The following is a 13048-nucleotide window of genomic DNA, read 5'->3' as shown; positions in this document are numbered from 1 at the left end:
ACGGGTCGACTGACCCCGGTCACCCCGGCAGACTAGCCGTTGATCGGCAACTTCCATGCAACAGGAGTCATTGAGTGGAATACCGCAAACTCGGCCATACCGACATCGATGTGAGCGCCCTGTGTCTGGGGACCATGACCTATGGCAAGCAGAACACCCAGCAGGACGCCTCATCGCAACTCGACTACGCGGTCGAGCGCGGCATCAACTTCATTGATACCGCAGAGATGTATCCCGTTCCCCCCGAAACCGAAACCCAGGGCGACACCGAGACCATGATCGGGCGCTGGCTGACCGAGAGGGGCCGGCGGGACGACCTGGTCATCGCCACGAAGATCTCCGGGCCGGGGCTCAGCACGGTGCGCAATGGCAAGGGCGACTACAGCGCGGAGCAGCTGCGCACGGCGGTTGACGAGTCACTGCAGCGCCTGCGGACCGATGTCATCGACCTCTACCAGCTGCATTGGCCGGCGCGGAACAGCAACTTCTTTGGCAAGCTTGGATTCACTCCGCGGGGCGACGAACCCGATCCCGTGGACGGGATGCTCGAGGTCCTCGAGACCCTGCAGTCGCTGGTCACCGCCGGCAAAATCCGTCATGTGGGGCTATCCAACGAATCGGCCTGGGGCACCATGAAGTTCCTGGAACTGGCCGAGCGCCATGGCCTGCCACGCATGGTCAGCGTGCAGAACCCCTATAACCTGCTCAACCGCAGCTACGAGGTGGGCCTGGCCGAGGTCTCGCACCGGGAACAGGTCGGCCTGCTGCCCTATTCGCCCCTGGCGTTCGGGGTGCTCAGTGGCAAATACCTCGACGACGGTCAGCCCGAGAATGCCCGGCTGACGCTGTTCGACCGTTTTACGCGCTACACCAAGGCACCCGGCGTGCGCGCCACCGAGGCCTACGTGCAGCTGGCCCGCGAGCATGGTCTCGACCCGGCGCAGATGGCGCTTGCATGGGTGACGGGCCGACCGTTCGTGACCAGCAACATCATTGGTGCCACGACGCTCGAGCAGCTCGAGAACGATATCGACAGCGCCGAAGTCAATCTGAGCGATGAGGTACTGGACGCCATCGAAGCCATTCATGCCGACGCGCCCAACCCCTGCCCCTAGCGCGTTGCCGACCGGGCGGCGGGTCAGGCTCGCGGGCATACTGCTCAGCGGTCTGATGGCCCTGCTCGGCCCGGTCGCCGCTACGGCGGCTCATGCCCCGGACAGCGATGGCGGCCATGCCAGTGTCAATGCCGGCGATGTCACCGTGGGCATCCTCGCCCCCCGCGGCGAGGCCCATACCCTCGCGCAGTGGCAGGCCACCCTTGACGCCCTTGACGATGCCATCCCGCGGATCACCCTCACCGCCCGTGCGATGACGCTCGATGGCATCGCCGCGGCTGTGGCGCAGGGCGAGGTGGATTTTGTCCTGACCAATCCCGGGCAGTTCGTGCTGCTCGGCACGCCCTATGCGCTGAGCTGGCTGGCGACGCTGCGCTCCAACCCCGCCAATTCGGCCCGTGCGGCCCTTGGCTCGGTCCTGTGGGTGCGGGCGGAGTCCCCCTACCGCCGCGCCGAGCAGCTGACCGGGCAGCGCATCGTGGCCGTTCACGAGCGCGCCTTCGGCGGCTATCTGCTGATGCGGCCCGAGCTGCAGGCCGCCGGCGTGGATAGCGACGAGATTGCGGTGGACTTTCTGGGCTATCCGGTGGATGCGCTGGTCTATCAGCTTCGTGACGGACAGGCCGAGGCGGCCATTATGCCCGTTTGCATGCTCGAGCAGATGGCCAGCGAGGGACTCGTCAGGCGCGATGACTTTCGTGCCCTTGCGACGGACGAGCCTCTTGGCGGGTGCGTATCGAGTACGCCCGCCTATCCCGACTGGACATTTGCCGCCCTGCCGCATGTCAGCGAGGCGCTGACCGGCGATGTGGCCCGCCGGCTGCTCGCGATGGACGGTGAGGATACCGCGCGCTGGGGCGCGCCCGTCTCGGCCGCCCGGGTGGCGACGCTCTTCGATGATCTGGCGCTCCACCCGCTGGGCGAGCCCCTGTCCACGCGGCTGATGGACGCCCTGCAGCGCTACTGGCATTACAGCGTGGCGGCCCTCGTGCTGCTCGCGATGGCGCTGATGTACCACGCATGGCTGCAACGCAAGGCCCGCCGCCACGGGCGGGCCCTCGAGGCGACGCAGCTGGCGCTGCGCGAACGCGAACGGGAACTGGCCGATGCCCAGAGCCTGAACGTGTCCGGCGAGCTGGCCACCACCCTTGCCCACGAACTCAACCAGCCGCTTGCCGCCATCCGTCACTATGCCGAGGGCAGTGTCCTGCGTTTGCAGCGCGAAGCGCCCGACAGCCCCCTTCTCGAGCCGCTGTCACGCATCGGCCATGAGGCCAATCGCGGCGCCGGCATCATCGACCAGGCCCGGCAATGGATCCGGCGCGACGCCCCGGCTCCGGAGCGCCTGCCCTTGCATGGCCTGCTGGACCATGTCCGGGCGCTGGCCCAGCCGCGGCTGAAACGGCTGGATGTCGCCCTCGATCGCTCCATCCAGCCCGATGACCTGGCTGTGCTCGGCAATCGTCTGGCCATGGAGCAGGTCCTTGGCAACCTCATCGGCAATAGCCTCGACGCCTTCGAGGCCGCTGACCGATGCGGCTGGATCCACATCGATGCGCGTCGCGCCGCAGATCCCGGCCAGGTGACGCTGACGATCCGTGACAACGCCGGGGGCTTCAGCCCCGAGCGACTGGCGCGACCGTTCATGCCCCTCGAGACCACCCGCGCTCAGGGCATGGGGTTGGGGTTGGTGATCACCCGCCGCCTGCTGCAACGCCAGGGTGGCGACATCAGCGTCGGCAACCATGCCCGGGGCGGCGCGGAGATCACGGTGCGCATCCCAAGCGCGGAGGCATCGCAATGAGCGAGACGCTGGCCGTCCATCTGGTCGATGACGATGCAGGCGTGGCCGAAGCCTGCCGTTACCTTCTCGAGGGCCTGGGGCTCGCGGTCATTGACTGGCGCAGTGGTGAGGACTTTCTGGCCGGCGCCAATCTCGACGAACCCGCTGCCGTACTGCTCGACATGCGCTTGCCGGGCATCGATGGCAGGGCCGTCCACGAGCGGCTGCGGGCCGCCGACGCCTGCCTCGGCGTCATCATCCTCACCGGTCATGGCGATATCGACATGGCGGTCGAATCGATGAAACGCGGCGCTGTGGACTTTCTGCAGAAACCGGTTGGTGCCCGGGCCATGGAACGGGCCCTGGACTCGGCTTTCGCCCGTGCCCGCCAGTGCGCCGGCGATCGGCGGATCCGTGACCTCGCCGCCACCCTCAGTGAGCGGGAACGCGAGATCGCCCGCTGGGTCAGCGAGGGCCTGACCAACCGGGAAATCGCCGAGGCGCTGCATATCGCGGTCCGCACCGTCGAGGTCCACCGCTCGCGGGTGGTCGAGAAAATGGGCGCAGCCAACAGTGCTGAACTGGCCGCGCTGTGGCAGCGCCTCGAAGCCTGACAGCGGCTAGAAGAACTGCACCAGTCGCACCTGCACCGCGGAATCCAGTGAGAGGGCGCTGCGATCGCTGACAACCCGTTTAAGGCTGACATTGATCCGCGTCTGGCGCGTGAGGGCGAAAAGCCCCCAGAGGCCGTATCGGTCGCGATTGATCGACGGCCCCCAGTCGCCACCGTCAACGCGGGATGCAGCGCCGCGGTCGATGTAATAGCTCGCGGCCAGGGTCACCGCCGGATGGCCACGCCAGGCGAGCGACGTCTGATAGCTGTGATAGGGCTTGACCTCGAGCGTCGCTGGACGCGCTGGGACCAGTCCCTCGGGCCCCATCGTCACGCGATCGCCGATATAGTCATCATTGTCGCCGAAGGCCATCACGTCAGCCGCCAGGCTCCATTCGAATCCTGCCGGCAGACGCTGATGAAAGCCGGCCTGCAGGATCCCGGCGTAACGATTACTGCCCGGGTTGAGGTTGGCCCCCAGTGTGCGATCCACCTTGTACTCGCCGGTCGGGGCAATCAGATAACCGGCAACACCCAGAAAGCGGCCGGCGACCCGATCCGCCAGCGGCCATACCGCCAGGGCCAGCGCGGCATCGCCGACGCCGTGACCGCCGTCAAGATCGAACTGCGAGGCGGCCTCGCCACTCAGGTCATAGTCGACAAAAGGGAGCTCGCCGTACACATAGGCCGGTCGATCCCCCAGCGAAAAGGCCTGACCGAAGCGAAGATTGGCGCTGCGTCGATCGACGGTGGCATCGACGCTCATACCCGCGCCGACATCCAGGCGCCCGGACAATGACCGTTCCGAGAGCTCAAGGCTCAGGCCGGTCACGCCCGCCGGCGGCGCGATGCCACTGAGCGGCCCGAGATCCAGTGCGTCCACGCGACCCGCGTGGCCCCCGAGGCCCGCGATCAACACCACGCCAATGAGCCATGCCCGCCACCGTCCGGTGACGCCCGCTGCTTGTCCTGCCAACGTCGACATACCGCTTCCCATCATTGCTTTATGAATGACAGGAATGGTCGCAATCAGCAAGTTTTGATCGGCTAGACGACCGCTGCCGCCGCGGCGTTCGGCGTGCCCGCAAAATGATCCATGATGTGCTCCGCGAGGGCCTCCACGGCGGCCCCGCGGGCGGGCATGCGCAGCATCAGCACTTCGTAGTCACCCAGTGGCGAGAGCCCCGCTTCGTCTTCCTCGATGACGCGCAGCGGGGCATGCACCAACCCCCTCGGGAGCGGCGTGATGGCGATGTCCTGGCCAGTGGCCGCCTCCTGGGCGGCCGTGTGCTCGCAGGTGTAGGCAATGCGGTAGCGATGCCCACTGCGGGTGAGCGACTCCAGCGCCATGCGGCGCCACGGACAACCGCGGTCCGCCACGGCAATCGGCAGCGGCGAGCGCTGCAGGGCCACGCCCCCCTCGCGCCCGGCCCAGACCAGTGGCTCGCGATAGATCGGCTCGGCCAGTCGATGCGGCCGGTTGCCCGCCTCGGCCACCAGCAGGGCGATATCAAGTTCGCCGATATCCAGGCGGCGCATCAGATCCGGACTCCGGCCCACGCGCACATTGACCTGCACCGCCGGGTAGCTGCGGCTGAACAGTGACAGGATGCCCGGCAGGACCCGTGTCCCCAGGTCATCCGGCGCCCCCAGCCGGACCGTTCCGCCCACCTGGGGGGACAGGAACTGACCGACCGCCTCGTCATTGATCTCCAGCAGCTGGCGGGCATACCCGAGCATCGTCTCGCCCTCCGGCGTCAGATGGACCTGACGTGGCTCACGCACGAACAGCGCGCGTCCCAGCATCTCCTCGAGGCGCTTGATCTGCATGCTCACCGCCGAGGGGGTGCGATGGATCTGCTGGGCGGCCCGGGAAAAGCTCCCGGTCTCCGAGATGGCCAGAAAGGTCCGGAGGATTTCCATATCCAGAAGCGGCAGGCCCTGGGGTGAGTTGGGTGACGTCGGTGTCGACATCCTGATCTCCCATCCGCTGTTTGCATCAGTTTATTTGAACCCAGAGTTTATTCTTATTCGTTTGCCTGAACAAATATCTCGGGGGACACTGTGTTCACTGAGGCGACATCTTTGACTGCCATGGCGGTCATTCAACCCGACGGAGGACACCGATGATGTTCAATAGCAACAATCGACACGACCATTCCATCAACCTCCGTGAACAGGTTGAGGGACACAACACCGGGATCGTCATGCCGGCCATGCCGCCGATGCGTCTGTCCCGGGCCATCGGCCAGTGGCTGCGGGGCCGTCGGCGTCATGCCGCCGCCGATCCGTCCCGGCTGGACAACCACCTCAAGGCCGATATCGGGATCAGCGCCACCGGCAGGCGCCCGCTGGGCGAGGTCGAGCTCACGCGGATCTACTCCCAGCCGCTGGGCCAGATCCGGCTGAGCCGGCAGGGCGGCGCACCCGCCGAGGCCCATGCGCTCCGTCGACGGGCGCAGGACACGCGTCACTAAGACGCCCCCGATCGTCGACAAAACGACCGTCGGTGTCGCAGGGCATCGGCGGTCGACTTGTGTCGGGCGCCCGGATCTTCGAGCATTGACGGCATGACACTGAAGCTCCTCGCCGTGGGTGACCTGCATCTGGGCCGCCGCCCGACGCGCCTGCCCGCCGATCTCGCCGCTCGGGCCGATGACTATTCACCGGCCGAGGCCTGGCGCCGCAGCGTCGACCTGGCGATCCGCGAGGGCGCCGAAGCCGTCCTGCTCGCCGGGGACGTGGTTGAGTCGCGGCATGACTATTTCGAGGCGCTGCCCCGTCTCCAGACCGGTGTGGCGGCGCTGTCCCGGGCCGGCATCCAGACCTTCGCGGTCAGCGGCAATCACGACGTCAATATCCTGCCGCCGCTGATTGACCGCGTCCCCGATGCACACCTGCTGGGCCGGAATGGCCAATGGGAGTCGGTGCAGCTGGGTGATCCGGGCCACGGCGACTCCGCCACTCTCTGGGGCTGGTCCTTCCCCGCCGAGCGCGTCCGTCACAACCCCCTGACCCAGCTGCCGGATGACCGGGGGACCGGACTGCGCCTGGGCCTGCTGCACTGTGACCGCGATCAGGCGGACAGTCCCTACGCACCGGTCACCGGCGAGACCCTGCGCGATGCGCGCTTTGATGCCTGGCTGCTCGGTCATATCCATCAGCCCGACGGGCTCGATGTCGACAACGCCAGCGGCTACCTGGGGACGGTGGTGGGTCTGGACGCCGGTGAACCGGGTGCGCGCGGGCCGTGGCTGATCGAGGTTGCCGACGGCCATATACAGCGTTTCGAGCAACGTCCGCTGGCTCCGCTTCGCTGGGAGCGTATCGACATCGACATTGGCGGCGCGGCCGGCGAGGCCGATGTCGTTCAGCGACTCGACGCGCGGCTTGAAGGGCTGGCCCGTGCGCTCGACAGGGCCGATGATCGCCCCGATCTGATCGGGTTACGGCTGCGTTTCACCGGCGACTGCGATCTCGTCGAGACCGATATCACCCCCGCCGTCCCACAGACCGATCACAGCATGGAGCTGCCGGGCCTGGACGGCACCATCCGGTGGTTCGTCGAATCCTGGCGGATCGACACCCGGCCGGTCACACCGCTCAGCCGCCTCGCGGAGCGCGATGACCAGCCCGGCCTGCTGGCGAGACGCCTGTTGGTGCTCGAGCGCGACGCCACCGACGCCGACCGGGCCGCCCTGCTTGAAGCCGCCGACCGGCACCTGCAGAGCATGCCGGGTCATGCGGGCTGGAGTCAGCTGCCCGGGCCATGGCCCGACCGGCAGAGGCTTGCCGACTGGCTGCGTGAAAGCGGCCAGAACGCCCTCCGCGCCATGCTCGCTCAGGAGCGTGACTGATGCGGCTGACCCGGCTGGATATTGAGCAGCTCCCGGGCGTCGATCCGATCCGGATCACCGATCTGGCCCCCGGCACCAACTTTATCCTTGGGCCGAACGCCATCGGCAAGAGCAGCCTGATCCGTGCGCTGCACTATCTGCTCGCGGAGGCCCGCCGGACCGATCCGCCTGCCCTCAGGCTGCGGGCCGCGTTTGTCGATGCCACTCATCACTGGAGCGTCGAGCGCGATGGGCCCAATCAGCGCTGGTTCTGCGACGGCGAGGCAGGCGAGCCGCCGCGCCTGCCCGCCGCCGACGCCCTGGGCAGCTACTGGTTGCGCGCCGAAACCCTGATCGCACCCGACGAGGACGACGACCTGGCCCTTGAGCAGCGCTTTCGGGCCGCCCTCGCCGGGGGCATCGATCTGGCTCAGGTGCGGCGCGAGGCCAACCTGCAGGTCCCGGGGTTTCCCAAGAACCAGCGTCGCGACTGGCAGGCGGCGATCAAGCACCGCGAAGCGACGGAATCCCACTACCGCCAGCTCGAGCAGCAGCGCCACGGCCGGGCGGAGCGGGCCGAGCGCCTCGCCGCCGCCCGCGAGGCCCAGGCAACCCTCGAGCGCTTCGGCCAGTGCCAGCAGCTCCGGGAAGCGGTGGATCAACGGCGGGCGCTGGAGAGCCACCAGGCCGGTTTTCCGCCGGTCCTCCAGGCACTGACGGGCGACGAGGGGGCGGCGGTGGATGGCTATGATCAGGCCATCGCCGCCCGCCACGAGCAGCTGCGTGATGTCGAGCGTCGGCGCCGCGATCAGGATGCCGCCCTGGCGGCCACGGGGCTCGCGGAATCACGGCCCGAGCGGGCGCTCATCAGCGACGCCCGCCACCGGTTGGAGGGCCTGCGAACGGCGGAACAGGACCGGCGCCATGCGGCCGAAAACCAGGCGGTGGCGGCGGCCACGTTAACCCATGCCTGTGAGGCACTGGGTGCCCCGGTGGATTCACCCCCCGCGCTCGCCCCAGCATCCGTCGATGCCATCGGCGAGGCGTTGCGCCGCTATCATGATGCCCGCAACCGGGAGGATCATGACGAATCCCCCGGGCAGAGCGCGCGGCGGGGGACGCGGGGATTATTCGCGGTTGCCATTCTCAGCGCCCTGATGGTGGCCGTCGCCGGGGCGCTGGCTGCGGCACCGATCCCTCTGATCGGCGGGTTTCTTGCCGCCGCGGCGGCGGCCGCCGCCGGATGGCAGTCACGCCCTGAGTCCGCCGCCCGCGACACGGCCCGTGCCGAGGCAACGGCGCAGGCCCGCAGCGCCCTGGAAACCGCCCTGGCCGATGCCGGGCTCGAGGGCCTCGATTATCGGGATCTGGGGCTTGCACGATTCCTCGACCTGGTACGCGACTGTCACCGCGCCCGCGGTGAGCACGAGCGCGAGTCGGCCCGCGTGGCCGAACGGGAACAGCGGGTCGTCAGCCAACAGGCCTCGCTCCAGCGCCTGCTCGCGCCGTGGGTCGCCGAGCCCGGGGATGACGCCGAGGCCGTGCATAGCACACTGGAGAGCCTCGACGGGCGTCTCGATCGGGCCCGCGAATGCCAGCGCAGCCTCGATGAGCTGGCGCGCGAGCAGGAGCGGCTGCAGAGCGAGCTGGACGAGCGTCTCACAGCCCGGGCCGAGATCTATCGGCGCGCGGACGTCGAAGTGGGTGACCGTGCCGGACTGGCGGCGCGGCTCGAGGCCCATGAACGCTACGTACAGACCCGCCGGGACCTGGATCAGGCGCAGTTGCTGGAGCAGCAGCTGCGGACGCCCCTCGAAGCCTGGCCCGAGCTTATCGAGTGGACCCTGAACGCCGAGGCCGAGACCATCGCCAGCGCCATCGAGCAGCGTCGCGAGACGGCGGCCCAACTCGAAACCCTGAGCCGCGAGATCGCCGACCTGGATGCCAGCCTCGAGCAGGCCGGCAGTGACAGCGCCCTCGCCCGCGCCCTCGCCGATGAACAGGCCCTGGCGGATGCCCTGCAGCGCCAACGCGACCATTACCTGCAGACCCAGCTCGGCGACTGGCTGCTGCGCGACATCGAGGCCGACTACCGCAAACGCCACGAGCCGGGACTGCTGCGCGACGCCCGCGAGCGATTCGAGGCGTTCACCCATCACCAGTGGTCATTCGAGCTGGACAGTCAATATCAGGCGATGGCCCGGGATCTTCGCAACGATCGCCGCCACCCGCTGACCGCCCTTTCCTCGGGGACCCGAATGCAGCTGCTGCTGGCGGCAAGGGTGGCCTGGGCCCGCGACCAGGAGGGCAGCGGCCCCACCCTGCCTCTGGTGCTCGACGAGGCACTGACCCATACCGACGCGCGACGCTTCGCCGCCGTGGCCGACAACCTCGAGTCCATGGCCCGGGAGGAGGACCGCCAGATCCTCTATCTGACCGCGCGTGCCGATGATCTGGCCCTGTGGGAGGCGAGCGTCGAGCCGGCACCGCATCGCATCGATCTGGGGGCCCTGCGCCAGGCGACTGACCGCGCCCCGACGGCGCTGCCCACGGTCGACCTCCCCCGGGTACCGGCCCCCGAGGGCCAAAGCGCGGAGGCCTACGGTGAGCGGATCGCCGTCCCGGCGGTCGACCCGCTTGCCGATGCCGGGGCGATTCATATCTTTCACCTGCTGCGCGACGACCTCGATGGCCTGCACACCCTGATGGAGCGCTGGCAGCTTGCCACCCTGGGGCCGCTGGCCACCTGGCTTGCAACCCCCGCCGGCGCGCAGGCCAGCCAGACCATCGCAGCGGGCCCCAGCCTGGGCGAGCGGATCAGCATTGCCCGAGCCTGGCATTCCCTGGCCCGGGAAGGGCGGTCTTTTCCCGTGGATGGAGCGGCCATCGAGGCGTCAGACGTTTTCAGCGACACCATGCAACAGCGGGTCACCGATCAGGCGAACCAGCACAACGGCGATCCGATCGCCCTGCTCGCGGCGCTCCGCGGTAAAGCCGTCAAGCGGCTGAGTCCGTCGCTGATCGAGGCCTTTGAGGAATGGCTGCAGGCCAACGGCTATCTCGACCCTCGCCCACCACTGGATTCGGCGGGACTGACGCGGCGCCTGCTCGACGGGCTGGGACATCAGGCCGACCCGCGGCGCATTCAGACGATCAGCGCATGGCTGGCTGCCGGCACGGACGGCCTCGTATGATACGGGGATGAATCAGTCACCCCGCCACACCCCCATGATGCAGCAGTTCCTCCGGATCAAGGCGGAACACCCGGATATCCTCCTGTTCTACCGCATGGGCGACTTCTACGAGCTTTTCTATGAGGACGCCCGTCGCGCCTCGGAACTGCTTGACATCACCCTGACCCAGCGCGGTGAATCGGCCGGTGAGCCGATTCCCATGGCCGGCGTCCCGGTCCACAGCTACGAGGGGTATCTCGCCCGGCTACTCGCCCGGGGCGAGTCTGTAGCGATCTGCGAACAGATTGGTGACCCGGCGCTCGCCAAAGGACCCGTCGAGCGTCAGGTAGTGCGCGTGGTGACGCCCGGCACGGTCACCGACGAGGCGCTACTGGAAGACCGGCGCAGCAACCTGCTGACGGCCATCGCCCGCGATGGCGACGACTGGGGCCTGGCAAGCCTGGAACTGGCAGCGGGTCGATATACGGTCAGCGAGGGCCACGGCGAGGCCGGACTGAGCGCGGAACTCGAACGGCTCGCGCCCCGCGAGGTCCTGATTGCCGAGTCCGCCGAGCCGCCGGTGGTGCCCGATCAGCCGGCCGGGGTCACCCGGCGCCCGCCCTGGCATTTCGAGCGCGAGGCCAGTAAACGCCTGCTGACCCGCCATTTTGGCACGCGCGACCTGAGCGGCTTTGGCGTGGATTCAATGCCCCTGGCGATCGCCGCGGCCGGGGCGCTTCTCCAGTATGTGTCCGACACCCAGCGCTCGGCACTGCCGCATATCCGCGAACTGCGCGTCGAACCCACCGATGCGGCCATCACCATTGATGCGGCCAGTCGCCGCAACCTCGAGCTTGAAACCAATCTGGGTGGCGGCAGCGATCACACCCTGGCGGCTGTGCTTGATACCACCGTCACCGCCATGGGCAGTCGCACCCTGCGGCGCTGGATCAATCGCCCACTGCGCGACCAGGCGGCGCTGCGGGCCCGGCAATCGGCCATCGCCGCGCTCATCCACCACGACCCCACCGAGCTGCGCGAGACGCTGCGGCGGTGCGCCGATGTTGAGCGGATCAGTGCGCGGATCGGCATGGGATCCGCCCGGCCGCGGGATCTGACCGGCCTGCGCGACACGCTTGCCGAGCTGCCCGAGCTGGCCGCGGTGCTCGATTGCCATGACGAGCCACGCCTGATGACGCTGGCCCTCGATGCCGCCCCGCAAGCGGGTCCCGCCGACGCCCTGGATCGCGCCCTTGTCACCCAGCCGCCGGTCGTGATCCGGGACGGCGGCGTGATCGCCGATGGCTATGACGCGACGCTCGATGAACTCCGCGACCTGTCGCGCAACGCCGATGACTACCTCGCCGACCTCGAGACCCGCGAGCGTGATGCCACCGGCCTGAGTTCGCTGAAGGTCAGTTTCAACCGGGTCCATGGCTACTACATCGAGATCAGTCGCAGCCAGAGCGATCAGGCGCCCAGCCGATATACCCGGCGCCAGACCCTCAAGAGCACCGAGCGCTACATCACCCCTGAGCTCAAGGGCTTCGAAGACAAGGTGCTCTCGGCACGTGAGCGGGCGCTGGCGCGGGAGAAGGCGCTCTATGAATCACTGGTTCAGTGGCTGGGCTCGCACCTGGCGGCGCTCATGGACCTGGCGGCGGCGCTGGCGGAACTCGACACCCTGGCCACGCTGGCCGAACGCGCCGACAGCCTCGGCTATGTCCAGCCCCGGCTTGGTGAGACCCCCGGGATCCGCCTGCGGGGCGGCCGCCATCCGGTCGTGGAGCGCAGCACCGGGCAACCCTTCATCCCCAACGACATCGACCTGGATGATCAGCGACGGATGTTGGTGATTACCGGGCCCAACATGGGCGGAAAATCCACCTACATGCGCCAGGTCGCGCTGATCACCCTGATGGCGCATATCGGCAGCTTCGTGCCGGCGACCGAGGCCGCATTCGGGCCCATCGACCGGATCTTCACCCGCATCGGCGCCTCGGACGATCTGGCCGGCGGCCGCTCGACGTTCATGGTCGAAATGACCGAGACCGCCAACATACTGCGCAATGCCACCCGTGAGAGCCTGGTCCTGCTCGATGAGATCGGCCGTGGCACCAGCACCTTCGACGGTCTGGCCCTGGCCTGGGCGACTGCCGAAGCGCTCTGTGAGCGGATCCGGGCGTTCAGCCTGTTCGCCACCCATTATTTCGAGATGACCACCCTGCCCGAACACTCGCCCGGTGCGGCGAATGTGCATCTCGAGGCGGTGGAACACGGTGAGCGGATCGTGTTTCTGCACAGCGTGCGGGAAGGGCCGGCCAATCAAAGCTACGGCCTGCAGGTGGCGGCGCTCGCCGGCGTGCCCGATGCGGTCCTGCAGACGGCCCGGGACAAGCTGACACGGCTCGAGGCCAGTGAACCGGCGGTCCCGCAGCTCTCGCTGTTCGGTGAAACATCCGGGCCGCCGGCCCCGCCCCCGGATCCCGACCCGCCGGCGAGCGCCGTGCGGGCCCGGCTCGAGGCGC

Annotated in this window: 9 protein-coding genes; 7 read left to right on the top strand and 2 right to left on the bottom strand. The window is 68.3% G+C overall.

From position 1 onward, the window contains the following. The first annotated feature begins 74 nt into the window (after window positions 1–74). Genes BA899_RS05760 through BA899_RS05750 form a run of 3 tightly spaced genes read left to right on the top strand, consistent with a single transcriptional unit; the run spans window position 75 to window position 3512 of the window. Window positions 75–1115, top strand: coding sequence for an NADP(H)-dependent aldo-keto reductase (locus tag BA899_RS05760; RefSeq protein WP_148122225.1), 1041 nt, complete (start codon window positions 75–77; stop codon window positions 1113–1115). A gap of 55 nt (window positions 1116–1170) precedes the next feature. Continuing rightward, window positions 1171–2919, top strand: a complete 1749-nt coding sequence (locus BA899_RS05755) for a PhnD/SsuA/transferrin family substrate-binding protein (RefSeq protein ID WP_159300044.1) — start codon at window positions 1171–1173, stop codon at window positions 2917–2919. After that, on the top strand, window positions 2916–3512 hold the full coding sequence (locus BA899_RS05750) for a response regulator (RefSeq protein ID WP_159300043.1): 597 nt from the start codon (window positions 2916–2918) through the stop codon (window positions 3510–3512). The genes BA899_RS05755 and BA899_RS05750 overlap by 4 nt, the downstream gene beginning before the upstream one ends. Window positions 3513–3518: 6 nt before the next feature. Here BA899_RS05750 and BA899_RS05745 read toward each other — a convergent pair whose 3' ends face one another. Together BA899_RS05745 and BA899_RS05740 are read right to left on the bottom strand one after the other, a co-directional pair. Beyond that, a complete protein-coding gene (locus BA899_RS05745; protein WP_159300042.1) occupies window positions 3519–4496 on the bottom strand; it encodes a transporter in 978 nt (325 codons plus the stop codon). Window positions 4497–4558: 62 nt separating this feature from the next. Then, window positions 4559–5485: a LysR substrate-binding domain-containing protein gene (locus BA899_RS05740; protein ID WP_148122229.1), complete on the bottom strand. Its 927-nt coding sequence runs from the start codon at window positions 5483–5485 to the stop codon at window positions 4559–4561. A 152-nt stretch (window positions 5486–5637) separates the two neighbouring features. On the opposite strand from BA899_RS05740, the gene BA899_RS05735 reads away from it, so the two are divergent. The 4 genes from BA899_RS05735 to mutS form a co-directional block, all read left to right on the top strand. Then, window positions 5638–5988 carry a hypothetical protein gene (locus BA899_RS05735; protein WP_069133927.1) on the top strand — a complete coding sequence of 117 codons (351 nt, stop codon included), beginning with the start codon at window positions 5638–5640 and terminating at the stop codon, window positions 5986–5988. Window positions 5989–6081: 93 nt separating this feature from the next. Then, window positions 6082–7368, top strand: a complete 1287-nt coding sequence (locus BA899_RS05730) for a metallophosphoesterase (protein WP_159300041.1) — start codon at window positions 6082–6084, stop codon at window positions 7366–7368. Then, window positions 7368–10541 (top strand): hypothetical protein, encoded by a 3174-nt coding sequence (locus tag BA899_RS05725; protein WP_159300040.1) that lies wholly within the window; start codon window positions 7368–7370, stop codon window positions 10539–10541. The genes BA899_RS05730 and BA899_RS05725 overlap by 1 nt, the downstream gene beginning before the upstream one ends. A 7-nt stretch (window positions 10542–10548) precedes the next feature. Continuing rightward, window positions 10549–13048: DNA mismatch repair protein MutS (mutS, locus tag BA899_RS05720; protein ID WP_235013309.1), on the top strand; the 2500-nt coding region annotated here is incomplete at its 3' end.

This window comes from Spiribacter sp. SSL99 (assembly GCF_009805925.1).
In the GTDB taxonomy this organism is placed as follows: Bacteria; Pseudomonadota; Gammaproteobacteria; order Nitrococcales; family Nitrococcaceae; genus Spiribacter; species Spiribacter roseus.
The sequence above is the reverse complement of the archived record's forward strand: the minus strand, read 5'-3'. Positions and strand labels throughout refer to the sequence as shown.